This is a genomic window from Nocardia concava NBRC 100430, assembly GCF_000308815.1.
Lineage (GTDB): Bacteria > Actinomycetota > Actinomycetes > Mycobacteriales > Mycobacteriaceae > Nocardia > Nocardia concava.
In genome coordinates this window covers 1-21,705 of record NZ_BAFX01000076.1, presented here as the reverse complement: position 1 = coordinate 21,705, position 21,705 = coordinate 1, and the positions used below count along the sequence as shown (strand labels likewise).

At 67.9% G+C, this 21,705-nt stretch carries 25 protein-coding genes and 1 pseudogene; 9 read left to right on the top strand and 17 right to left on the bottom strand.

Features of this window, described 5'->3' with window-relative positions:
• Positions 1 to 2,403: cation-translocating P-type ATPase (locus tag ON43_RS17650; RefSeq protein WP_040808814.1), on the top strand; the 2,403-nt coding region annotated here is incomplete at its 5' end.
• On the opposite strand, the gene ON43_RS43785 is transcribed toward ON43_RS17650, so the two are convergent.
• From ON43_RS43785 to ON43_RS17630, 5 genes are all read right to left on the bottom strand, one after another.
• On the bottom strand, positions 2,289 to 3,095 hold the full coding sequence (locus ON43_RS43785; RefSeq protein WP_083913498.1) for a metallophosphoesterase family protein: 807 nt from the start codon (positions 3,093 to 3,095) through the stop codon (positions 2,289 to 2,291). The genes ON43_RS17650 and ON43_RS43785 overlap by 115 nt on opposite strands.
• The gene (locus tag ON43_RS46250) at positions 3,092 to 3,361 is read right to left on the bottom strand and encodes a BON domain-containing protein (protein ID WP_040808799.1); all 270 of its coding nucleotides are present in this window, start codon (positions 3,359 to 3,361) and stop codon (positions 3,092 to 3,094) included. Before ON43_RS46250 ends, ON43_RS43785 begins: the two co-directional genes overlap by 4 nt.
• Complete coding sequence (locus ON43_RS17640; protein ID WP_040808798.1) at positions 3,358 to 3,918, bottom strand: nucleotidyltransferase family protein; 561 nt, start codon at positions 3,916 to 3,918, stop codon at positions 3,358 to 3,360. The genes ON43_RS46250 and ON43_RS17640 overlap by 4 nt, the downstream gene beginning before the upstream one ends.
• Positions 3,919 to 3,987: 69 nt before the next feature.
• Positions 3,988 to 4,314 carry a hypothetical protein gene (locus tag ON43_RS17635; RefSeq protein WP_040808796.1) on the bottom strand — a complete coding sequence of 109 codons (327 nt, stop codon included), beginning with the start codon at positions 4,312 to 4,314 and terminating at the stop codon, positions 3,988 to 3,990.
• A 44-nt stretch (positions 4,315 to 4,358) separates the two neighbouring features.
• Positions 4,359 to 5,312 (bottom strand): TIGR03557 family F420-dependent LLM class oxidoreductase, encoded by a 954-nt coding sequence (locus ON43_RS17630; protein ID WP_040808794.1) that lies wholly within the window; start codon positions 5,310 to 5,312, stop codon positions 4,359 to 4,361.
• A 64-nt stretch (positions 5,313 to 5,376) separates the two neighbouring features.
• Here ON43_RS17630 and ON43_RS46815 point away from each other — a divergent pair, with 64 nt between their 5' ends.
• Entirely contained in the window at positions 5,377 to 5,901 is a 525-nt protein-coding gene (locus tag ON43_RS46815; RefSeq protein WP_281033321.1) for an SDR family oxidoreductase, read from the top strand.
• A gap of 106 nt (positions 5,902 to 6,007) precedes the next feature.
• On the opposite strand, the gene ON43_RS17620 is transcribed toward ON43_RS46815, so the two are convergent.
• The 6 genes and pseudogenes from ON43_RS17620 to ON43_RS17595 form a co-directional block, all read right to left on the bottom strand.
• Positions 6,008 to 8,116: a catalase gene (locus ON43_RS17620; RefSeq protein ID WP_040808792.1), complete on the bottom strand. Its 2,109-nt coding sequence runs from the start codon at positions 8,114 to 8,116 to the stop codon at positions 6,008 to 6,010.
• A 128-nt stretch (positions 8,117 to 8,244) separates the two neighbouring features.
• Positions 8,245 to 9,015, bottom strand: coding sequence for an RNA polymerase sigma factor SigF (locus ON43_RS17615; RefSeq protein WP_040808791.1), 771 nt, complete (start codon positions 9,013 to 9,015; stop codon positions 8,245 to 8,247).
• On the bottom strand, positions 9,005 to 9,448 hold the full coding sequence (locus ON43_RS17610; protein ID WP_157514090.1) for an anti-sigma factor: 444 nt from the start codon (positions 9,446 to 9,448) through the stop codon (positions 9,005 to 9,007). The genes ON43_RS17615 and ON43_RS17610 overlap by 11 nt, the downstream gene beginning before the upstream one ends.
• 159 nt (positions 9,449 to 9,607) lie before the next feature.
• Positions 9,608 to 10,279, bottom strand: a complete 672-nt coding sequence (locus tag ON43_RS17605; protein ID WP_373283453.1) for a PAS and ANTAR domain-containing protein — start codon at positions 10,277 to 10,279, stop codon at positions 9,608 to 9,610.
• Positions 10,280 to 10,435: 156 nt separating this feature from the next.
• The gene (locus ON43_RS17600) at positions 10,436 to 10,822 is read right to left on the bottom strand and encodes an STAS domain-containing protein (protein WP_051178597.1); all 387 of its coding nucleotides are present in this window, start codon (positions 10,820 to 10,822) and stop codon (positions 10,436 to 10,438) included.
• Positions 10,823 to 10,934: 112 nt separating this feature from the next.
• A pseudogene (locus ON43_RS17595) lies at positions 10,935 to 11,433 on the bottom strand (DUF6328 family protein).
• Between the two features lie 103 nt (positions 11,434 to 11,536).
• On the opposite strand from ON43_RS17595, the gene ON43_RS46245 reads away from it, so the two are divergent.
• Both ON43_RS46245 and ON43_RS17590 read left to right on the top strand, forming a co-directional pair.
• Positions 11,537 to 11,692, top strand: coding sequence for a hypothetical protein (locus ON43_RS46245; RefSeq protein ID WP_086007968.1), 156 nt, complete (start codon positions 11,537 to 11,539; stop codon positions 11,690 to 11,692).
• 27 nt (positions 11,693 to 11,719) lie between these two features.
• On the top strand, positions 11,720 to 12,610 hold the full coding sequence (locus ON43_RS17590) for a DoxX family protein (protein WP_040808787.1): 891 nt from the start codon (positions 11,720 to 11,722) through the stop codon (positions 12,608 to 12,610).
• Between the two features lie 35 nt (positions 12,611 to 12,645).
• Here the strand turns inward: ON43_RS17590 and ON43_RS17585 are convergent, their stop codons facing one another.
• From ON43_RS17585 to mbp1, 5 genes are all read right to left on the bottom strand, one after another.
• Complete coding sequence (locus tag ON43_RS17585) at positions 12,646 to 13,083, bottom strand: CBS domain-containing protein (RefSeq protein ID WP_245568643.1); 438 nt, start codon at positions 13,081 to 13,083, stop codon at positions 12,646 to 12,648.
• 140 nt (positions 13,084 to 13,223) lie between these two features.
• Positions 13,224 to 13,424 carry a hypothetical protein gene (locus ON43_RS17580; protein WP_040808785.1) on the bottom strand — a complete coding sequence of 67 codons (201 nt, stop codon included), beginning with the start codon at positions 13,422 to 13,424 and terminating at the stop codon, positions 13,224 to 13,226.
• Between the two features lie 304 nt (positions 13,425 to 13,728).
• A complete protein-coding gene (locus ON43_RS17575; RefSeq protein WP_040808784.1) occupies positions 13,729 to 14,001 on the bottom strand; it encodes a hypothetical protein in 273 nt (90 codons plus the stop codon).
• A gap of 93 nt (positions 14,002 to 14,094) precedes the next feature.
• The gene (locus ON43_RS17570) at positions 14,095 to 14,664 is read right to left on the bottom strand and encodes a hemerythrin domain-containing protein (RefSeq protein WP_040808782.1); all 570 of its coding nucleotides are present in this window, start codon (positions 14,662 to 14,664) and stop codon (positions 14,095 to 14,097) included.
• Between the two features lie 13 nt (positions 14,665 to 14,677).
• Positions 14,678 to 14,923 (bottom strand): microaggregate-binding protein 1, encoded by a 246-nt coding sequence (mbp1, locus tag ON43_RS17565; protein ID WP_040808780.1) that lies wholly within the window; start codon positions 14,921 to 14,923, stop codon positions 14,678 to 14,680.
• A 179-nt stretch (positions 14,924 to 15,102) separates the two neighbouring features.
• Between mbp1 and ON43_RS17560 the strand changes: the two genes are divergently transcribed.
• Entirely contained in the window at positions 15,103 to 15,423 is a 321-nt protein-coding gene (locus tag ON43_RS17560) for a hypothetical protein (RefSeq protein WP_040808777.1), read from the top strand.
• 40 nt (positions 15,424 to 15,463) lie between these two features.
• Here ON43_RS17560 and ON43_RS43775 read toward each other — a convergent pair whose 3' ends face one another.
• Positions 15,464 to 15,793, bottom strand: a complete 330-nt coding sequence (locus ON43_RS43775; protein ID WP_174416473.1) for a thiamine pyrophosphate-dependent enzyme — start codon at positions 15,791 to 15,793, stop codon at positions 15,464 to 15,466.
• 119 nt (positions 15,794 to 15,912) lie between these two features.
• Here ON43_RS43775 and ON43_RS17550 point away from each other — a divergent pair, with 119 nt between their 5' ends.
• From ON43_RS17550 to ON43_RS44870, 4 genes are all read left to right on the top strand, one after another.
• Positions 15,913 to 18,039 (top strand): FAD-binding and (Fe-S)-binding domain-containing protein, encoded by a 2,127-nt coding sequence (locus ON43_RS17550; RefSeq protein WP_306304974.1) that lies wholly within the window; start codon positions 15,913 to 15,915, stop codon positions 18,037 to 18,039.
• Positions 18,036 to 19,718, top strand: a complete 1,683-nt coding sequence (locus ON43_RS43770) for an enolase C-terminal domain-like protein (RefSeq protein WP_086007967.1) — start codon at positions 18,036 to 18,038, stop codon at positions 19,716 to 19,718. The genes ON43_RS17550 and ON43_RS43770 overlap by 4 nt, the downstream gene beginning before the upstream one ends.
• Before the next feature lie 151 nt (positions 19,719 to 19,869).
• Positions 19,870 to 20,358, top strand: coding sequence for a hypothetical protein (locus ON43_RS42565; protein WP_051178595.1), 489 nt, complete (start codon positions 19,870 to 19,872; stop codon positions 20,356 to 20,358).
• A gap of 502 nt (positions 20,359 to 20,860) precedes the next feature.
• Complete coding sequence (locus tag ON43_RS44870) at positions 20,861 to 21,331, top strand: hypothetical protein (RefSeq protein WP_157514088.1); 471 nt, start codon at positions 20,861 to 20,863, stop codon at positions 21,329 to 21,331.
• Positions 21,332 to 21,705 lie beyond the last annotated feature (374 nt).

The following is a 21,705-nucleotide window of genomic DNA, read 5'->3' as shown; positions in this document are numbered from 1 at the left end:
CGGCGCGCTGGCAACCGCGATTCCGGATCGTTCTCCGACGCGGTGCTGCTGTCGTCGGTGCTCACCGTGAACGCCATGGTGTCCGCCATGCAACGCCAGCGCGCCGAACGCGCCCTGCACGGCATGATGGAGCGCGAGCAAACCGTCGGACGGCTGATCTCACGCGATGCCCTCGACGACGCAGATCCGGACGAAAACGTCGTTCCTGCAGGAGAATTGCTGGTCGGCGACCTCATCGCGCTGCACGCGGGCGATGTCATCCCCGCCGACGGCCGCCTGCTGCGCGCCTACGACCTCGAGGTCGACGAATCCGGCCTGACCGGCGAATCGGTCACGGTCGACAAAGGCACCGACGCGACACCCGGTGCGGTGCTGGGGGACCGGACCTGCATGGTCTTCGAAGGCGCGACGGTCGTCAACGGGGACGCGGTGGCCGTCGTGGTCGCCACCGGCCGCGACACCCAGGCCGGACGCGCCACCGCGGGCGCGCGGCCACCGGAGAAGACCGGTGTGCAAGCGCAATTGCGGGAACTGACCGACCGCGCCCTGCCGCTGACCCTGGCCGGCGGCTCCGTGGTCACCCTGCTCGGCGGGCTGCGCGGACAGGTGCTGCGCCGGGCCATCGCCGACGGCGTCGCGGTCGCGGTGGCCGCGGTGCCCGAGGGATTGCCGCTGGTCGCGACGGTGGCCCAGCTCGCGGCGGCGCGCCGGCTGTCCCGCTACGGAGTCCTGGTGCGCGCCAGCCGAACCGTGGAGGCGCTGGGCCGCGTCGACACCATCTGCTTCGACAAGACCGGCACCCTCACCCACGGCCGGCTGCGCCTCACCGCGCTGGCCGACACGCACGGACAGTGGGAGCCCGGCGACGATTCGCACGATGCCCGGCGGCTGTTGCGCGCCGCGGCCCGCGCCTGCCCGGATCCCGCCGACGGTCCCGCGCAGCACGCGACGGACCGGGCCGTCCTCGACGCCGCCGGGGAACACCTCGGCGACGACACCCACTCCTGGGATCCCATCGACCAGATCCCCTTCGAATCCAATCGCGGCTACGCGGCCGCCCTGGGCCGTACCCGCCACCGGATGCGCCTGCTCGTGAAGGGCGCGCCCGAGATCGTGCTGCCGCGCTGCCGGGCCGTCCGCGAACCCGACGGCGGCACCGCCGAACTGGACGACGCGCGCCGCGAGGATGTCCGCCGTGCCGTCCTCGAACTGGCGGATCAGGGACTGCGTGTCCTGGTCGTCGCCCGCCGCGAATTCTCCAGCGCCCCAGATGATGTCGAGAACGCGGTCGGCGAGCTGACCCTGCTCGGCCTGCTCGGGCTCGCCGATACTCCGCGCCCGCACAGCGTCTCCCTGGTGAAGGTCCTGCAGGACAATGACATCCGGGTCCGCATGATCACCGGCGACCACCCGGTCACCGCCGCCGCCATCGCCCGGGAACTCGGCATCCGCGCCGACGGCGTCACCACCGGCGCCGATCTCGACCGCCTCGACGACTCGGGGCAGATCGACCTCATCGAACGCAGCGCCGTGTTCGCGCGGGTCAACCCCGAGCACAAGGTGCGCATCGTCGCCGCCCTGCGTCGGCGCGGCCACACCGTCGCCATGACCGGTGACGGCCCCAATGACGCCGCCGCCATCCGCACCGCCGATGTCGGAATCGGCATGGCCGCCGCGGGTTCCGTCGCGGCCCGCAATGCCGCCGATCTGGTGTTGACCGAGACCGAACCCCTCGCCCTGCTCGATGCCCTGGTCGAGGGCCGCGGCATGTGGCGGCGGGTCACCGACGCGGTGGGAGTCCTGGTGGGCGGCAATGCCGGTGAGGTCGGCTTCACCCTGTACGGCACCGCCGTCGGCGGGCAGGCGCCGCTGGGCACCCGGCAGTTCCTGCTGGTGAACATGCTCACCGATATGTTCCCGGCCCTGGCATTGGCACTGTCCCGCAGCGGATCCGGTACCGCCGAGGACCCGTCGGTCGATGTCGAGACCCGCGCCGAGCACCGGGCCGCGAAACTGGCCGAGATCCCGCCCGCGCAGTTGGGCACCGATCTGCCCCGCGCGCTCGCGATACGCGGAATCACCACGGCCACAGCCGCTTCGGCCGCCTGGACGGTCGGCCGCTACACCGGCACGCAGCGCCGCGCCGCCACCATCGGCCTGGTCGCCCTGATCGGAGCCCAGTTGTCGCAGACCCTGCTGGCCGCCCGCACCAGCCCCCTGATCTGGATCACGACCGTGGCCAGCGGCGTGGTGCTCGGCGGGGTCGTCATGACTCCCGGGGTGTGCACCTATTTCGGTTGCCGCCCACTGGGACCGGTGGGCTGGACCATCGCCCTCGGCTCCGCGGCCGGGGCCGGTGTGGCGGGCGCGGTGCTGTCGTCGCGGCTGGGACTGACCCGGTAGATCGCGTAGGCCGCGCCGAGGACCGGCTGGGCGACATTGCGGACCGGGACGCCTCCCGGCGTCTCGCCGTGCTCGGTGCCCGCGTGCGCGTGGCCGTGCAGGGCCAGATCGGCCCCGGCGTCGTCGATGGCCTCGGCGAGCAGATACGAGCCGAGGAACGGATAGATCTCGCGCGGTTCGCCGCGCAGGGTGTCGGGAACGGGGGAGTAGTGGGTCAGCGCCACCTTGACATCGGTGTGCAGGCTGTCCAGCCCGGAACGCAGGGCATCGGCGAGAGTCGCCGTGCGGCCGATGAAATCGCGCATCATGCGCTCGCCGAAGGCGCTGCCCGAATGCCCGGCGAAACCGCCGCCGAAGCCGATCGTGCCCGCGATACCGAGCGATTCACCACCGGCGTCGATGGTGGCCGTGGTCCCCTCCAGCACGAGAATGCCGTGATCGCAGAGAATTTCGGCGATCTGCTCGGGAACGTCGCCGTGATGGTCGTGATTGCCGAGCACCGCCACCACCGGCACGCCGAGGTTGGCGAACTCCGCCCCGACGACGCGCGCCTCCTCGACGGTCCCGCAGCGGGTCAGATCCCCGGCCAGCAGCAGCACATCCGCGCGCTCGGGCAGATCCGCCAGCGCGGGACGGAACAGGCCCCGGGACTCGTCCCCGAGGTGGACGTCGCCGACCGCCGCGATCCTCATTCGCCCGGCGCTTCCAGGCTGAGATCCTCCACCGAGCGCGGCGGGCTCGGCTCCTGCACCTGGATCTCGTTGTGCACGGCGAAGCCCGGAAGCGACTCGCGCACAACGGCTTCGATGTGCTCGCGGGCCTCGTCGCTGTGCACCCGGCCGGCCAGGGACACGACCAGGCCGCTCACCATCACCTCGATGCCGAGTTCGGCGGTGCGCGCGTCCTCGTGCAGGACGCGGCGCAGCCGGGCGATGAGATAGTCGGCGCTGTGGTTCATCGGGGGGACTCCTCGATCACGTTCAGATCGGCCAGCAGGCCGAGAAAGGCTCGGGCATAGGGCGAATGGCTGGTCTGCTCGATCACCGACGGCCAGTCGACCTGTTCGCGCAGATCGCGGGCGGTGCGCAGCAGCGGGCTCAGATCCAGGCGGTGGGCGTCGAAGACGAGCAGCTTGTCGACCATGAGATCGGTGCCGCTGATCACCGGCGCGATCGTGGGGCCGATGCGCATGACCTCGGCGCGGTCGAGCATCTCGTCGGTGACCTCGCGATTATTGGGGCGATAGATCAGATCCACGAGCGTGTCGTCGGCATAGGCCTTGGTGAGCCAATCCTCCGGCGGTTCGGACAGCCGTAATCCGCCGCGCACCAAGGCCGTTCGCGCGCGGCCGATGTCCTCGGGCTTGATGAACAGGTCGACGTCGTGGTCGGAGACGGGCCCGCCGCGCGCGTACACCGCGCAGCCGCCCGCCACCGCGAAGCGAATATCGTTGTCCGCCAGGGTGTTCACCGCGCGGGTGAGCGCGTGCAGCAGCTCGTCGATGGTGGCGGTCATGCGGTTGTGTCCAGTTCTCGCCGAGGCGATCAGTCCCTGCCGAAACCTCGGTCGTTGCCGAGAGCTCGATCAGTCCTTGCCGAGCGCATGGGCCAGCTCCGCCTTGCTCATACCCGAGCGGCCCTTGATATTGCGCTGCCTGGCCTCGTTGTAGAGCTGGTCGCGGGTCGGTCCCTTGCTGCGGGTGTGGGAGCGCTGCCCGCCGCGCTGCTGCGGCGACTTGTCCCGCACCGACGTGCGGCTGGCGGTCTTGGTCTGCCCAGCCTGCGCGCGATTCTTGTTGACGGTACGTGCGGCGATCTCCTTCGCCCGGCGGGTGCTCTCGCCCCGGTCCTCGGCGGATTCCTTGACGTGCTCGTACTGTCGCTCCTGTTTGTCAGTCCATTCCTTAGGCATGGCCTCGCGATACCCGGTGCCGATGCGAGCAAACGCGGGCCCGGTCAGCGCAAGGCGGGAAGAACTTCCTTCTCGTAGACCTCGAAGAAGCCGTTGAGATCGGGGCCGATCTGCTGGACGTAGAGCTCGTCCACCCCGGCGTCGACGAACTCGCGCAACTGGGTGATGTGCAGGTCCAGATCCGGACCCGACGCGATGCTCGTGGCCACCGCCCGCTGGCTCACCAACTGGGTGGCCGCCTCGAAATCGGCTGGGCGGGGCAGGGTTTGACCGAGCTGACCCGGCAGCAGGTCACTGGCCCACAGCCGTTGCGCGTATTCGAGGCCGCTGTCCTCGTCGGGCGACCAGCTGACCTTCGTCCCCGCCTGCACCGGTTTGCCCCCGCCGCCCTCCGCGCGGAACAACTCGACCAGCTCCTTGTCGGGCATGGCCGTGCAGTAGCCGTCGCCGATCCGGGCCGCCAGCCGCGTCGACCGCGGTCCGAAACCCGAGATGTAGATGGGGACCGGTTCGTCGGGCAGCGTGTAGATGCGCGCGTCGCGCACCTGATAGAACTCGCCGTCGTGGTTGACCACGCCGCCCAGATGCAGCCGCCGGATCAGCCCGACGGCCTCCTCGAGCATGCGCAGCCGGGTGGGCGCGTTCGGCCACGGGTCGCCGAAGATGTGTTCGTTCAACGCCTCACCGCTGCCGAGCCCGAGCACGAACCGGCCCTCGCACTGCACCGCCGCGGTCGCGGCGGCCTGGGCGATGATCGCCGGGTGGATGCGCACGAGCGGGCAGGTGACCGCGGTCGTGATCGGCAACGCGACCGCCTCCGAGAGCGCCCCGATGGTGCCCCACACGAAGGGGCTGTTGCCCTGCGCGTCGTTCCACGGATGGAAGTGATCGGAGATCCACAGGCGCTCGAACCCGGCCTGCTCGGCCCGCCGCGCCTGGTCCACGAGTTCACGCGGACCGAACTGTTCGCTGGCAAGGAAGTACCCGATGGTGACCATGCCGGGCGGTTACCCGTGCGCTGCCGTGGTAATCGCTCAGCGTGGTACCCGGGAAGGATTCATCGTGACCGACACCGCGAAAACCATTGTCATCACCGGTGCGAGCGCGGGCATCGGCCGCGCGGCCGCCCGCTGTTTCGCCGCCCGCGGCGACCGGGTGGCCCTGCTCGCCCGCGCGCTCACCGCATTCGGTCGATCCGGCGGGATGACACTGCTCGCGGCTCCCCTGGTCGCCCTCGTGCTCGCGGCCGGCTGCGCCAACAGCACCGCACCCGGCGTGCCGGGGACCGGCGCGCCGGATCAGAATTCCGGTGGCCCGACCGTGACCGCCGACTCGGCGAAACAGCTGTGCGACATGATCTCTCCGCATGTGGACACCTGGCGGGCCGAAGATCCCGGCGCGGGCCGGCTATCCCTGAACAGCACCGTGCAGGACTGGGCGCTGCGCAACAACGGCGTCAATGTCGCGATCATGCGCAACCGCTCGATCGTCGACACGGTGATGAAGCAGCAGTGCCCCGACGTCCACGACGCGGCCGTTCAGGCCCTGCGGCTACCCGACCTGGCCTCCGGGCTCGCCGGATTCTGATCGATCCTGCTCCGGGAGCGGGCGGCGCGGGCTGATCCGCGCGGCCCCCGAGGCCACGGCCCGGCCGAGCAGGCGAGCGGGGAGGCCGGACCGTGGCGCTGTGAAGTCAGGCGGGCACGATCGCCGTGCGGCGACGCCAGACTCGATGCCGGGCAAGGACTTCGGAGAACACCTCGACGAACTTCTCCGGCACGCGGGCCCCGGACGCCGAGGTGAGGACCACCCCGTTCTCGGCGGCCAGCTCGGTGTCGAGGGGCAGCTGTCCGGTGATGCCGGCGGTGCGCAGCACGGTCAGGCCAGCGCCGAAACCACCGATGGGTTTGGCGTGTTTGAAGGCCTCGAGCACGAAATGCACGGCCGCGCCGGTGCGCACCAGGGTGTCGGCGGCGTCGGCGCCGCCCGCGACGATCACGCCGTCGTAGAGGACCGAGGACACCGTCGGCAGCGCGCGCTGCACCGGGAGCGTTTCGTTGGTATCGCCCTGCTCGATGAGTGAGCCACCGTGTGGCGCAATGACTTCCGGGACTACGCCGCGATCGGTGAGCCACGTGCGCACGCTGCGGATTCCGGGGGCGTCCGCGCCGTCGGCGGTCAGGATCGCGACCTTGCGGGTCGCCACGGTGCCGGCCGCCTTCGTCAGCTGCGACAGTGCGGGCGAGATGATCCCGTCCGATACCTCCGAGCCGTCGCCGAGCGCGGGCAGGCCGAGTTCGGCGGCCACCCGCACCGCCAGGTCGGGGTCGATGCTGCCGAGCCGTTCGAGCACCCGGGTCCGGATGGCCGGGCGCTCCACCTTGCCCAGTTCGAAGGCGAAGGCGGCGACGATATGGTCGGCCTCGGGTTCGGACATGCTGCGCCAGAACATGCGCGGCTGGTTGTAGTACTCGCGGAAGGATTCGGCGCGCTGCCGAACCGGCATGCCGTACAACGGTTCCGCGTAATGGCGCATGGCCCCGTCCCCGGCGATCATCGGGCAGCCCCCGCCGATGGTGTTCTTCGTGTAGGCCGCCTCACCGCGCGGGATCTCGTGCTGGCCGTATCCGTCCTGCTGATGGTTGCGGACGTCGGCGACCGGGCGGTTGATCGGCAGCTGCGCGAAATTCGGTCCGCCCAAACGGATCAGCTGAGTGTCGAGATAGGAGAAGTTGCGCAGCTGCAGCAGCGGGTCGTCGGTGAAATCTATGCCGGGCACCAGATTGGCGGTGTGGAAGGCCACCTGCTCGGTCTCGGCGAAGAAGTTGTCGGGATTGCGGTTCAGCACCAGGGATCCGACCGGCCGCACCGGAATCTGTTCCTCGGGAACGAGTTTCGTCGCGTCCAGCAGATCGAAGTCGAAGCCGAACTCCTGCTCCTCGGGAATCAGCTGCACACCCAGCTCCCACTCGGGATAGTCGCCGGCCTCGATGGCGTCCCACAGGTCGCGCCGGTGGAAGTCCGGATCGCGCCCCGCGATCTGCTGGCACTCGTCCCACAGCAGCGAGTGCACACCCAGTTTCGGCGTCCAGTGGAACTTCACGAAGGTGGCCGCGCCGTCGCGGTCGAGCAGCCGGAAGGTGTGCACGCCGAAGCCCTGCATCATCCGGAAGCTGCGCGGCAGCGCGCGATCCGACATCAGCCACATGATGGCGTGCAGCGTCTCGGGCTGCTCACCCACGAAATCCCACAGCGTGTCGTGCGCCGACGCGGCCTGCGGAATCTCGTTGTGCGGCTCGGGTTTCACCGCGTGGACGAAATCGGGAAACTTGATGCCGTCCTGGATGAAGAACACCGGGAAGTTGTTGCCCACCAGGTCGTAATTGCCCTCGGCGGTATAGAACTTGGTCGCGAAACCGCGCACATCGCGGACGGTGTCGGCGGAACCCCTCGACCCGGCGACGGTGGAGAACCGCACGAACACCGGCGTCTGCACGTCGGGATCGATCAGGAACCGCGCGGTGGTGTACTGCTCCAGCCATTTGGCATAGGGCCGGAAATACCCGTAGGCCCCGGCCCCGCGCGCATGCACCACCCGCTCGGGTATCCGCTCGTGATCGAAATGCGTGATCTTCTCGCGCGCGTGGAAATCCTGCAGCAGGGTGGGACCGCGCTCTCCGACCTGCACCGAGTCGTCGGTGCTGTCGACCCGGACACCCTGCTGGGTGGTCAGGTAGCCGGTCCGGCGATCGACCCGATGCGAATCGAGTTGCCGCTGTTTGGGGTTCGGCGCGTCATCCATGCGGGCTCCTCTCCTGGCGGTGGTCTCCGCACCGCCATACCCTCGCGCCGGGTGACTACACCTCATTGCGCGGGATGGACCCGATGGGGAGCCCCGGGGACTGTTTGCTCAATCCCGCAGGGCAGCTCTCAATCCTTCAGGGCCGCTTCGCGTAGCCCGCTGAGAGTCTTGGTGAGAATCCGGGAGATATGCATCTGTGAGACGCCCAGATGCGCGGCGATCTGCGCTTGGGTCTTGCCCTCGAAGAAGCGCAGCACCAGCACTTGCCGCTCCCGGTCGGGTAGCTCGGCCAAATGCGGTCGGACGGCCAGATACTGGTCGACCAGTTCATAGTTGGGTTCGTCCTCGCCGAGCGCGTCGAGCAGCGATAGCGGTGCGTTCTCACCGCCGTCGGGCATGGCGGCCTCGAGCGAGGAGCTCTGATAGGCGTTGGCGGCCAGCATGGCCTGGGTGATCTCCGCCCGGTCCACACCCAGTTCCGCAGCGATCTCCCGCGCGGTGGGCATCCGCCCCAGGCCCTGGGCCAGTCTCTCGATGGTGGTGCCCAGGCGCAGCTGGATTTCCTTGATCCGCCGCGGCACCCGCACGGCCCAGGTGCCGTCGCGGAAATAGCGACGCACCTCGCCCATGATGGTCGGCACCGCGAAGGACAGGAACCGGGATCCGCGGGTCACATCGAAGCGGTCGATGGAGACGACCAATCCGACCCGCGCCACCTGCAGGAGATCTTCGTAGGGTTCGCCACGACCGGAAAACTTGCGCGCGATGTGTTCGGCCAGGGGCAGACAGCGACCGATCGCCTCCTCACGTAATCGGTCCTGGCTCGGATCGTCCTTCTCAACCGCGATCGCCAGTTCCTTCAGCAGCGGCTCGATATCGTCGTAACTGTCACCCGTCATCGTCCTCACTCCGTAGTCGCCTCAGGTGCACTACTACGGGGTACCCACTCAGGACGGGATCGAAAGCACTTATCGTCGATTCCATCGAATCTGTCAAGGTTTCCAGGAATTCCCTGCCGAAACTGTTACCCTCCAACGCCCCATCCGTTTCCAGCACGGACGCCACCTCGACGGTGATCTGCCGCGGGTCGTAGCGGAACGCGCAATCCACCCACGCCCCCGGCACCGCGCTCAGGATCATCGAGGTGGCCACCTCATCGAGGGCCACCCGCATGTCGATCACCATGTCGATGGTGAAATCCGCTGTCAGCATGACGGTTTCGGCCAGGGCGCGCAGCATCGACAACTGCTCCATGCGCGCCGGCACCCGCAGCTCCAGTTCTCCCGACCGGGCCTGCAGCTCGGATTCGGCACCGTCGATGTACCTGTTCACCTCTCTATCGTGCAACACTCCGACACCCGGTAGTCCGTTACTCCGGGGCCGACGCCCCCTCGGCGGTCTAGTCATCACCCACCACCGTCCGAATCCAATACTCCGCGATCACGTTTCGTTGGCCGCGTACCCAGTAAAACCAGGGAGTAACACGGCGGGTCAGTCTTCGCGCACGCGTTCGTGCACCGTGAGCAGCAAATGGTCGAATCGCGAGCGCAGCGTCGCCGGGGCGTCGCCCAGGTCACGCAGCTCTTCCACCAACTGACCGGCCAGTAGCCGCAGCTTGGTGTTGGTCTCCTGGGACCGCCAGATCAGCACGCGAAACGCCTGCTCGGCGTCGATTCCGTAGATCACCATCAACGCGCCCTTGGCCTGTTCGATGACCGCGCGCGCGGCGTACAGCTCGGGCAGGGTCTCGTTGAGCACCTCCTGCCGCTCCTCGGCCAGGGCGCCGGTCACATCGACGTAATAGCCGGTGGTCCCGATGACCTTGCCCGCGTCGTCGGTCATGGTGTCACCGACCACGATGACCTCGTGCACGGCGCCCCGGGTGTCCACGATGCGGTGCCGGCTCGAGAACGGCTCGCCGGTCTCCACCGACCGGGCCAATATGCTCGCGACCTGCGCTCGATCGTCGGGATGCTTGTGGGCCAGCAGTAGTTCGGTAGTGGGGTGCACCGCACCGGGCCGGTGCCCGTGCATCAGCGCCACTTCGTCCGACCATTCCCAGCGCTGGTCGGCGAACCAGAAGCGAAAACTCCCCACGCTCAGGGCGTCTCTGTCGCCGAGCACCTTCTCGAAGGCCCGCGAGTCGTCCTCGGATGCGTTCACGCCCGTTGTCACAATCCGAGTATCCGCTCGCGGGCCCCGCGGTGCGCGCGAAATCGCATCGCCGTGGCCGAATATGCTGTGCCACTGCGGTTTCGCGCGCCACCGGCGGGTGGCGCGGCACCACGGTTTCGAATGCCACCGCCACGTTCCGGTGCCTCACGACCGATGCGAGACCACGGTCCGCTCGGCCCGGGCCCGGGCGCCGGTGACCTCCAGCGCCCGTTCGATCTGACGGCTGCGGGTCAGCAGATGGGTCTCGATATCCTCGGACCGTGCCCGGTCGATCGCCTCGGCCAGGGCGCAGGCATTGCGCAGACTCAGGAATCGGGTGCGGCGCAGGTCGACGACGACCTTCGGCGCGCCACCGGAGATGGCGAAGTGCAGCGCCCGGCGGAAGGCGTCGAGACCGGTGATATCCAGTTCGCCGTCGACCTGCACGACCACGCAATCCAGCGATTCGACGCTGTGAGCACGGGTACTGCCGGGAGAGGACCCGAGTTTCGGCGTGACGGGCGGAAATTCCTCCGCGAACCGACCGGGCACAATCGAAATTGTTGACATACCAAGCCTCCCGAAATAGGGCGGCTGCGTTCTCAACCTTTCCCCAGTCTGTCACGGTGCCGCCGCGACGGCCACCCCGTAATCGCAATCATTTTCAGCTGGCCTGCCCTCGGCGCTGACGCCACGGGTGCAGCAACCACACCCAGAGGAACAGGCAGGCGACCGATACGCCCACGATGACCGCCGCTACGCCGCCCGCGACGGTGTCGAAGATGAGAATCACGACGCCGGTCAGCGCCAGTCCCAGCAATCCCAGACCCGAAGGCGTAGCGGTGCGCCGAGACGACCACCTTGGCGATTCGATGCCGCCGGAACAGCATTCGATGCGCGGCCACCGGCGCGATCAGGCACACCGTCGCGCCCACCGAGGCCGCGACGGTGCCCAGGTAGAGCCAGCGCATCGGCTGCGACAGACCGGTGAACCGGTTCTGGAACGGCAGGGTCAGCAGGAATCCGGTCAGCAACTGTACGCCGGTCTGTACCACGCGCAGCTCCTGGATCAGGAAGTTCCAATTGCGGTCCAGCTGTTCGGTTTTCGTCTCCGCGCGGCCGTCACCGGCGGATCTGGCAGCGGTGTGCTCCTTTGCGGGCATGATTCGACCTCCCTTTCCGGGGTTCGGCTCGCATACCCGGGTTTCAGTGCCGGTATGCCGGGAAATGCGGGACTGTCACAACCGCCCTACCAAAGGGGTTCTCATGCTCATCCTGGGCTTGATCCTGCTGATCTGCGGGATCATCTTCGGCATCCCGATCCTGACCACCATCGGCATCATCCTGATGATCGTCGGCGCGGTGTTCTGGATCCTCGGCGCGGCCGGTCGGCCGATCGGCGGCCGGACGCACTATTACTGATTCCTGCTCTCCCGGAAAGGAATACACATGTTCCGACGTGTGGGATATCCACTGCTGGCCACCGCCTTCATCGTGGACGGGGTCGAGACCCTGACCAATCCGGAGACGCGCGTGAAGTCCGCGACCACCCTGGTCCAGCAGGGACAACGGGTCCTGCCCGACCGGGTGGCCGGGAACCTGCCCTCCGACCCGGCGCAGGTGGTGCGGGCCACCGCCGCGATCCGGGTCGGCGGGGGCGTGCTGCTCGCGCTGGGCAAGGCGCCCCGGCTGGCCTCCCTCGTGCTGGCCGCCACCACCGTTCCGGTCGCGCTCATCGAGCACGACTTCTGGAACGAGCCCGATCGCGAGCGCCGGACCGCGGTGCGGACCGCGTTCCTGCGGGACGCCGGCCTGCTCGGCGGGCTGCTCATCGCGGCCTCCGACACCCGGGGCAAGCCGTCGCTGGGCTGGCGCGCCCGCCGGGCTGCCCACCGCACCCGCGATCACGGCAAGAGCTCGGCCGCCGAACTCGCGGAGAATGTCGCGGCGCACGCGCCCGAAGTCTGGGAAGCGTTGCGCGACAAGGGCGGACAGCTCGCCGAGGTCGCACGCGACAAGGGCGGGCAGGTCGCCGAGGTGACGCGCGAGAAGGGTGGACAGCTGGCCGAGACCGCGCGGGACAAGGGCGGACAGTTCGCGGAAACCGCCCTTGACAAGGGTGGTCACCTGGCCGAGGTCGCCCGCGACCGCGGCGAACAATTGGCCGAGGTCGCTCGCGATCGCGGCGAACAGTTGGCCGAGGTCGCCCGCGACAAGGGCGGTCATCTGGCCGAGGCCGCTCGCCACCGCGGCGAGCACGCGGCCGACGTGGCGCGTGAGCGCCGGAAGGTCGCGCGGCGTCGCGCCCGCGAATACGCCGCGCGGGTACAGCCGGACTGATTCCGGCCGCACCCGCGCACGGATGGACTATCGGGTCATTCCTGTGAGATCGCTTCGACGACCTCACCGGAGGCCCGATTTTCCAGCGCCCGGGCGAGATCGGCCTGCGCGATGATGCCCACCAGTTCGGTCCGGTCGAGCACCGGCAGCCGTCGCACCCGATGCTCGGCCATCAGCTGCGCCACCCGCTCCACGCCGTCGTCGGCCTGGGCCACGATCGGCACGCCCTCGGCCAGGTCCCCGGCATTGATGCCGATCGGATCCTTGCGCTGCGCCACCACTTTCACCACGATGTCGCGGTCTGTCAGCATGCCCTTCAGCCGGTTGTCCTCGCCGCAGATCGGGAGCGCTCCGACGTCGAGTTCGGCTAGCTTGCGTGCCGCGTCGAGCACGCTGTCGCTGGAGCGCACGCATTGGCAGTCCGGCGTCATGATGTCGCGCGCGGTCATCTTCTCGTGTCCTGCGATTGTCATATCCGTTGTCCTCCTTGGTTTTCCGGTCCCGGATAGGAACCGGGCCGGGTGGAAGCTCCACCCGGCCCGGCTCTCTCCGACTATCTGGTCACCACGGCGGTCTCAGTCGACCTCTGCGGTATCACTGAACCACCGGGGCATCACTTGCCGCCGTGGCTGCGGTGGCCGCCCTGGGCTTTCGCGGCGGTCGGTTGTGCCGCGGCGCCCTTGCGGCCGGCTTCGCGGGGGTCGGCTCCGTGCTCGGAGCCGAAGCTGCCGCTGCTGGCCTTACCGCCCTTGCTGGCTTGTTCCTGGGTATCGGGCCGGTTGCCGAACTGACCCGGGTTCTTCGGGTCGGGCATGGCGAAACCTCCTTCAGGGATCTGGATTTCGGCTGTGGGCGCGAACTCCGTAGGCCCACATTCGAGCCCTACCCGCGCCCCGGCCGGGTATTCAGCTATCCGGTGACAAATTCGAGTCCATGGGTTTCCAGTCCGGTACCGGTCCCGGCCCGAACATGACCGTCTCCCACCAGTCCTGCAGTGGGCTGGGTTCGGGCCACACGGCCGAAGCCCGGCCCTCGTTCCGGTGGTGCCGGCCGCGCAGTCGTTCGCCGCGGCCTCTGGCTTTCTGCGTCATTGGATCTCACTGCCCTTGATGTACGGGTCAATGCCCTTGCCGTACATATCGATTGGATTGGGGCGGACGGCGATGGCGGCGACGCCATTCCAGCGCGAGCACCGCGGTGCCCGCCGAACACAGCAGGCCACAGGCGATTCCGGCCACCAGCGCCCAGCCGGCGAAGCCGTATCCGCCGGCGACGAGGGCCAGTGCCAAAGCCACCACGCCGAGCAGCCACAGCACGACGCCGACCATATTGACGCCGTCCTCGATGCCTTCGTCCTCGTGCGTGCGCGGTTGTTGCTGGTTCTCGGTCATGAGTGGCCTCCTCTGGGTAACCGATCGAAAACCGGCGGGCCGGTGACCTTTTCGGCCACCGGCCCATTCGAGTCCTGAGCGGCCCTGCCGCGATCAGGCGTCGCCGCTCTGGCGGCGCCAGTCCCGGATGGCGTCACGAATGCGGTCGAAGACCGCCAGCGGCGGGCCGGCCAACAGGTTGGCCGCCGCGGATTCGCCGAATCCGGGATGGGGACGAGTGGGTGCCAGCGCCTCGGCGAAGCGCACGACGCTCGCCAGGCTGACCCGCTCCTGCGGGGAGGCATGGGTGAGCAGCTGGCTGAACTCCTCCTTCTCCTCCATTTCCGCGTGTTCGACCACCTTTGCGGCGAATTCGCGGAATTTGGCGTCGAACTCGGCGTGATCCACACCGAGTTCGGCGAGTTCGGACAGCACGTGCTTGGCCTCGTCCTCCTCGTGCAGGCGGTTGTCGACGATCTCGTCGGCGACCTTGTGCATTCGGGCCGCGGGATGCACGACCTCCTCCTCGGCGGCCTCGTGGACCGCGAGCAGTCGCACCAGATCATCGAAGCCGCGTTGCTTGTCGGCTCCGGTGGCGGTGCGCACCGATTCCAGGGCGTTCTTGATCTGACCGTGCTGCGCGAGCAGCAGGTCGATCACATCGGTGCCGTTCTGGCTGACCATGAGCGAGCGCCCCTCACCGATTCTGTTGTGCGCGCTGCCGCGCTTCCTGAGCCGCGGCCGCGGCCCGGTCCTTCTCGGCCTGGGCCTCCTTCTTCGCGGCATCGCGCTGGGCCTCCGCCTTCTCCTGCTGGGCGCGGCCCTCATCGCGCAGGTCGTCATTGCCGAAGACCGCGCCCGCGGCCTCCTTGACCTTGCCCTTGACTCCCTCGACAACGCCTTCCGCGCCTTCGCGGGGACCGGTCTTATCGTGCTCGGACATGGGATGTACCTCCCGTATCGATTACTGGGACATCCCGGACCTACCCGCGAGTTCGGATACGAAACAGCCACCACCCCAGACGGTTTCGTCACACTGTTTGACCGGCGGCGGACCGGGCATTGCCAGGCCGAAGGATCCACCCCGCCGGGGCGACGGATCCACGGCCGAGGAGGAAGCTCATGACACGCCGATACCGACTGTCCCTGGTGGTCGCGGCCCTGTGCGCGACGGCCCTGCTCGGAGCCTGTGAGCAGGCCAAGGAGATCACCAACAAGGGCGGCAACACGCCGTGCAGCGAATTCACCACGCAGGACGAGAACACCCAGCGCATCACGGTGCGCAAGTATCTGGAGCAGGACACCAAGGTGACCCCGACGCCGGACGCGAACCAGGTGGACGCGTCCATCGCCGCCATCGATCTCATGTGCCGGGCGCAGGCCAATCCGGATACGCCGATCCGCGAGGCCGACCTGACCGGCATTCTGGTGCCGAAGAAATGATGGCTTCCAGGTCGGTCAGGTTTCTCCGGTCGGATATAGGTCAGGTTTCCCTGGTCGGGATGAATTCCTGCGCTTTGGTTTTCGCGCCCTGGGCGATCAGGTGCCAGCCGCCGGGGTCGCCGTGTAGCACCGCCTCGGCGGTGGCCTTCATCTGCTCCCAGGTGGCGTGCGGCGGGATCGGCGGGACCTCCGGATCGGTGTGGATGTCCAGCAGCACCGGGCGATCCGCGGCCAGCGCGGCCCGCCAGGCGGACGCGACCGATTCGCCGTCGTCGACCTCGATCGCCGCCAGGCCCGCGGCGCGGGCGACCTCGGCGTAGGAGATCTCCGGAAGGGTCTGGGACTGCTCGAATTTCGGTGCGCCGCCCATGGCGCGCAGCTCCCAGGTGACCTGGTTGACGGCGGGTCTCGGGCTACAACCTGGATTCGCTGCTGCCCGACCGGAATCCGGATGCCGCGAAGTTCCTGGTCGGCAGCAAGTCGACGTTGGTGACCGTGTTGCGCGCCGAGTTGGAGCTGGTGCCCGTGCCGGCGGCGAAGGCGCTGGTGGTGCTTGGTTTCCCCGATATCTACGCCGCCGCCGACTCGGTGCCCGCGGTCCTCGCCCACGACCCGGCCGCGCTCGAGGGGCTGGACCACCGGCTGGTGCAGCTCGAACACATGCGGCATCTCGCCGACCGTGCCATCGGGCAGCTACCCGACGGGAAGGGCTGGCTGATGGCGCAATTCGACGGGGACTCCACCGAGGAGGCCGACGCCCGCGCCCACGCCATGCTCGACGAGTTCTCCGGTCGCGAGGACGTGCACGGCATTCTGCTCGACGACCCCGAGCGCGAGGCGCAATTGTGGTCTGCGCGTGAGGCCGGACTGGGCGCGACCGCCTACCCGCCCGACGGGCCGGAAACCCATGAGGGCTGGGAGGATGCGGCGGTGCCGCCCGACCGGCTCGGCGACTATCTGCGCGATTTCGAGCGTCTGCTGGATGCCTGCGGCTACGAATCCAGTTCCCTCTATGGCCATTTCGGCCACGGCTGCGTGCACACCCGCATACCGTTCGATCTGCGCACCGCCGAGGGGATCGCGACCTATCGCCGGTTCGTGCGGGACAGTGCGCATCTCGTCGTCGCGTACGGCGGATCGCTGTCGGGTGAGCACGGCGATGGTCAGTCCCGGGCCGAGTTGCTGCCGATCATGTTCGGGGATCGGGTGGTCGAGGCTTTCGGTGAGGTGAAGCGGCTGTTCGATCCGCGCAATCGGATGAATCCGGGCAAGATCGTGGATCCGCGGCCGTTGGATGGAGATCTGCGGCAAGGCGTTTCGTATCGACCGTGGGAGACGGTGACGCACTTCGCGTATCCCGAGGACGGCCACCGGTTCAGCCATGCCGCCAATCGCTGTGTCGGAGTGGGTAAGTGCCGGGGCGATCACGGCGGTGTCATGTGCCCGAGCTACCGGGCCACCCGCGAGGAGGAGCATTCCACGCGCGGGCGGGCGCGGCTGCTGTTCGAGATGCTCGAGGGTGATGTCATCACCGACGGCTGGCGCTCCACCGAGGTGCGCGACGCATTGGATCTGTGCCTGTCCTGCAAGGGATGTCGCAGCGACTGTCCCGTCGATGTGGATATGGCGACGTACAAGGCCGAGTTCCTGTCGCACCACTATCACCGTCGGCTGCGGCCGATGGCGCACTACTCCATGGGGTGGATCCCGCTGTGGGCGCGGCTGGCCACCACGGCCGCGCCGCTGGCCAATGCACTCACCCACACGCCAGGTCTGCGGGGGCTGATCGCCCGGCTGGGTGGGATCGATGTGCGGCGTGAGCTGCCGCGCTTCACCGCGCGCAGGTTCACCCGAACCTTCACCGCTGCGGCGGATTCCGTTGCCGCGCCGCACGGCCGCGTGCTGTTGTGGCCCGATACCTTCACCAATAATTTCGAACCAGCCATCGCCGAGGCCGCGGCGCTGGTGCTGACCGCCGCGGGATTTTCGGTCGATGTTCCGCGGCGCACCGTGTGCTGCGGGCTGACCTGGATCTCGACCGGTCAGCTCCCGACAGCGAAGCGGGTGTTGAACCGGACCCTTCGGGTGCTGGAACCCGCACTGCGCGAAGGGATTCCGATCGTGGTCCTGGAGCCCAGCTGTGCGGCGGTGTTCCGTTCGGACCTGCCCGAGCTGCTCGGCGGCGACGAGGACGCCCACCGGCTCGCCGGCCAGGTCCGCACCCTGGCCGAACTGCTGGCCGAACGCGCGCCGGAATGGCGTCCGCCCACGATCGCCGGACCCATTGTGGTCCAGCCGCATTGCCATCAGCACGCTATTCTGGGCTCCGAGCGGGATCGGGACCTGCTGCGGGCCACCGGCGCCGAGGTCGAGCTGCTGGATGCCGGATGCTGTGGCCTGGCGGGCAATTTCGGTTTCGAACGCGGGCACTACGACGTGTCCGTCGCCTGCGCGCAGGACCAGCTCCTGCCCGCGCTGCGCGCCGCGTCCCCCGACGCGGCGATCCTGGCGGACGGGTTCAGCTGCCGCACCCAGGTCCGCCACTTCCTGCCCGCGATCCGGCCGCGGCATACGGTCGAACTGCTGGCCGATGCCCTGCGAGGCGGTCTCCCATGAACAGCATTCCCACCATCGACGACGTCGCCGTCGAGGTCTACCGATTCCCCACACCGCATCCGGAAGCGGACGGCACCCTGAGCTGGGACGCCACCACGGCCGTCGTGGTGACCGTGCTCGCCGACTACGAACGCGGGCTGGGCTGGACCTACAGTTCCCCGGCCGCCGCCACCGTCATCGAACAGCACCTCGCGCCGCTGCTGCGCGGCTGTTCGCCCGAAGACATTCCGGACCTGTGGGAGCGAATGCGCAAGGCGTGCCGCAATATCGGGACCTCCGGTGTGGTGGCGCACGCGATCAGCGCGGTCGACATCGCGCTGTGGGATCTGAAGGCGCGACTGCTGGAACTGCCGCTGCCCACCCTGTTCGGCAAGGTGCGGGACGCGACGGCGGTGTACGGGTCGGGCGGCTTCGTGAACCTCACCGACGACGAACTCGCCGAACAGGTGATGGACTGGCAGTCCGCGGGCTGCACCGGCGTGAAGATCAAGATCGGGATCGATCCGCGGCGGGACCTGGAGCGAATCGGCCTGGTGGACAAGCTCGTCGGCTCGAACACCCGGATCATGGTCGACGCCAACGGCGCGTACGGTCCCGGCGAGGCCCGCCGCATGGGCCACGAACTGGACCGCCTCGGCGTCACCTGGTTCGAGGAACCGGTCACCAGCGACGACCCCGCCGGCCTGCGCCTGGTGCGCGACGCGGTGCGCTGCGAAGTCACCGCCGGCGAATACATCTGCACCGCCACCGACGCCGTCCGCCTCCTCGACTCCGTCGACTGCCTGCAACTCGACGTCACCCGCTGCGGCGGCTACACCGGCTTCCGCCACGCCGCCGCCCTCGCCGCCGCCCACCACCGCGACATCTCCGCCCACTGCGCCCCCTCCCTCCACGCCAGCATCGCCGCCGCCATCCCCCGCCTCCGCCACATCGAATGGTTCATAGACCACGCCCGCCTAGAACCCCTCCTCGTCGAAGGCGCCCCCCGAGTAGAAGACGGCCGCATAGCCCCCCCGAGGCAACAGCGACGCCGACCCCCACGGCCACGGCATGCGCCTAGCCCCCACCGCCACCCGTTACCACGTAGGCCCCCCGCCCAGCGCGGCCGAGTGAGATCGGTTGCCGCATTGAGCCGCAGGTGTTTGGCAAACTCCGATCATGGCGAGCGACGAGAACACTGCACGAACGCGGTGGCGGCCACTCTTCGGTACCGACGAGGTCTCCCAGCGCACGATCGCCCGGACGCTCCTCGGAGCCGGGGCCCTCGGGCTGCTGACCAGCATCTACCTGCCACTGGTCGATCCTCGGCGTTCCACGGGACCAGAGACGCTGAAAACCATCGCCGACCACTACCACACCCCCTGGCTGCCGGCCCTGATAGTCGGCGCCGTACTACTGCTCGGATCAACGCTCCTGCTGCTGGAAAGAGTCCAAACCCCAGGCAAACTGCTGGCCGTACTGGCCCTGGCCTGCACCGAGGTCCTAGCCCTCGCCTTCAACACCGTAGTCGGATTCGTCCTGGCCTGGACCGACACCGGCCCCCTATACGAGAAACCCGAGAAACCCCTGCCCCGTGTGCCCCACTTCCATTACGGTGCAGCGTTTGTCGTCATCTCGAGCGCCTTAACCCTCGCCGGCGCAGTGTGGTGGTGCCTTCATGCCAAGCGCGAGGCCGGTAGCTGACCGCTGCCGTCCGAACCAGGCGACCACCGGCATGTGTACTTCCCGTGCCGGGCCGCGGTCAGGCGTCCAAACAGTGCCGATCTCGCACTAAGGCAATGGAATTGGCCGATTGACGTCGTGTGGCAGCGGAGAGTGCGAGATCAGCTTGTGGCAACCTGGTATCTCGTGTTCGTGTTCTCCGACGAGTTTCTGGCGCCTCGCCCCGGAATCATCCGCTACTGGCCTGCCGATACGACCGATCCGGCCGCCGAAACATGGAGCATCACAGTGCCTTTGGCCACGTTCTCCGCCAGTGACCGATACGACCCGAGCACGTTCTGCATCGGTGCATCAGGTCCAGAGATCATCGAGACCTCCCTGCAACTGGACTTCATCCAGATCCCTGCGCAGAACCTGTCCGAGCTGAGTAGACGTACCTTCACCTTCCCGGTCAATCCCGAAGACGGCTTCATTGACGCATCTGTCTACCTCGGTGGCGGCCACTGCCCCGTCGACGTAACGCAGATCGAATTCGGTCCCGAGCGCGACGGTCAGATCCAAGCCGTTCTCCACACCGCCTTCGACTTCGCCGCAGAAGCCGTCGAAATCGAGAACCGAGCCGCCGTGATGACCGTGGACCTTCACATCCCGATCTAACCGCGTGGGCTGGCATGATACGCAGCGTATTCGGCAAGTCCCTGCCGCGAGATGCCCAGCGACAGGGTATCCGCACCAGGGAATGCGCGGGCAGTGCACGGCATTCGGCTACGTCAGGGCGTGAGATGACTGCGGCGGACCTGCCCGTCGGAAGCATGCAGCTCGACAGTGCCGTACACACTCAAGCTCGTCAGTGTGCTGATCAGCTCAGGCATGTGGTCCAGCTCGACGACGCCAGCAAAGGTCCGGACTAGATCGTCGCAGGTGAATTCGATTTCCGCCCAGGGACATCCGACTTCGTAGTCGGTCCAGAGGCATCCCACGATCATGTACCGCTGCGGACAGATCGCAGATCTGCCGCTCCGTATCGCCGGAACCGAGCGGTCAGCGGCATGACAGTGCGTCGGTGACATATGCAGGTTTTGTTCGGCGCTGTAGGCTCCGACTGAAGATCACTGGGGGCTCCAGGCCGCCAGCACAACTGTGGTGGGGAACTCCAATCATGACCGATCCGGCCTTTGAGCTCGAGGACGCTTCCGAAATTCTCGTTTCCATTGGCGGACTTGTACTGGGGGATCCGGAATACCTGGATACCCGTTGGAGTGCTTTCACTTTGGTTGTCAACCTTGACCGCGGCGAGAGCATGTACGGCTATGCCTACGCCGAGGACGGGAGCTGGAAAGGAGCAAGCCCCGGGGGCTTTGACGTCCTTGATCGAGCGATCCAACTGCGCGCCGCGATGTCAGTGCCTGGCAAGCGAGACTGGAAGCTATGTCGGATACAAGTTACCCGGGGCGACCATCAGATCACCGTCGACTTTGAATACAAGTCCGCGAAGCGCTGGCGAGTCACCCCTGCGAATGTGTACGAGATGGCCGAAAGCCTGCGCCCACACCGATTGATTGTCCCGGCTTCCCACGTTTCGCGTCGTACGAGCGCACGATGGTGGCAGCGTCGCAGAATACCGCACTGAACTCGGCTACTTAGACACCTGATGGAAGGGTCGACCGGCCTCGAACCTGCTCGGCCAGTTGACCTTCCGCCGCGCCGCACTGGCCGGTTCGGTCAGCGCTGTCCGCGGCATTTCCGGACATCCGCAGCCAGCAGCATCCGCTCACGCACCACGAGAATGCACTGGGGCAGGGGCCTTCTCGACGTTTGCATGCCCAGATGCATTCTCGTCGACGGTCCGGCATTCGGCAAGACAGTGTGTTCGGGTCGACGGCGGGGGCGGTGGCCTTGCGATCAAAAACCGGTCGGTCCCAGCGATCTTCGGGGCCGACCGGGTTGCTGCTTCAGACAGCGCTGCTCGCGGCGGGAGAATGCACTCAGCCAATACAACCGGGC

What these genes read in the sequence shown, in the direction of transcription:
- ON43_RS17560 (WP_040808777.1), top strand. Translation starts at nt 15,103, where the DNA reads ATGACACGCCGATACCGACTGTCCCTGGTGGTCGCGGCCCTGTGCGCG.
- ON43_RS43775 (WP_174416473.1), bottom strand. Translation starts at nt 15,793, where the DNA reads ATGGGCGGCGCACCGAAATTCGAGCAGTCCCAGACCCTTCCGGAGATC.
- ON43_RS43785 (WP_083913498.1), bottom strand. Translation starts at nt 3,095, where the DNA reads ATGAGGATCGCGGCGGTCGGCGACGTCCACCTCGGGGACGAGTCCCGG.
- ON43_RS17615 (WP_040808791.1), bottom strand. Translation starts at nt 9,015, where the DNA reads ATGACGGGTGACAGTTACGACGATATCGAGCCGCTGCTGAAGGAACTG.
- ON43_RS17570 (WP_040808782.1), bottom strand. Translation starts at nt 14,664, where the DNA reads ATGGTCAGCCAGAACGGCACCGATGTGATCGACCTGCTGCTCGCGCAG.
- ON43_RS17585 (WP_245568643.1), bottom strand. Translation starts at nt 13,083, where the DNA reads ATGACAATCGCAGGACACGAGAAGATGACCGCGCGCGACATCATGACG.
- ON43_RS17640 (WP_040808798.1), bottom strand. Translation starts at nt 3,918, where the DNA reads ATGACCGCCACCATCGACGAGCTGCTGCACGCGCTCACCCGCGCGGTG.
- ON43_RS17630 (WP_040808794.1), bottom strand. Translation starts at nt 5,312, where the DNA reads ATGGTCACCATCGGGTACTTCCTTGCCAGCGAACAGTTCGGTCCGCGT.
- ON43_RS44870 (WP_157514088.1), top strand. Translation starts at nt 20,861, where the DNA reads ATGACCGATCCGGCCTTTGAGCTCGAGGACGCTTCCGAAATTCTCGTT.
- mbp1 (WP_040808780.1), bottom strand. Translation starts at nt 14,923, where the DNA reads ATGTCCGAGCACGATAAGACCGGTCCCCGCGAAGGCGCGGAAGGCGTT.
- ON43_RS17620 (WP_040808792.1), bottom strand. Translation starts at nt 8,116, where the DNA reads ATGGATGACGCGCCGAACCCCAAACAGCGGCAACTCGATTCGCATCGG.
- ON43_RS17590 (WP_040808787.1), top strand. Translation starts at nt 11,720, where the DNA reads ATGTTCCGACGTGTGGGATATCCACTGCTGGCCACCGCCTTCATCGTG.
- ON43_RS17575 (WP_040808784.1), bottom strand. Translation starts at nt 14,001, where the DNA reads ATGACCGAGAACCAGCAACAACCGCGCACGCACGAGGACGAAGGCATC.
- ON43_RS17580 (WP_040808785.1), bottom strand. Translation starts at nt 13,424, where the DNA reads ATGCCCGACCCGAAGAACCCGGGTCAGTTCGGCAACCGGCCCGATACC.
- ON43_RS17635 (WP_040808796.1), bottom strand. Translation starts at nt 4,314, where the DNA reads ATGCCTAAGGAATGGACTGACAAACAGGAGCGACAGTACGAGCACGTC.
- ON43_RS46245 (WP_086007968.1), top strand. Translation starts at nt 11,537, where the DNA reads ATGCTCATCCTGGGCTTGATCCTGCTGATCTGCGGGATCATCTTCGGC.
- ON43_RS46250 (WP_040808799.1), bottom strand. Translation starts at nt 3,361, where the DNA reads ATGAACCACAGCGCCGACTATCTCATCGCCCGGCTGCGCCGCGTCCTG.
- ON43_RS43770 (WP_086007967.1), top strand. Translation starts at nt 18,036, where the DNA reads ATGAACAGCATTCCCACCATCGACGACGTCGCCGTCGAGGTCTACCGA.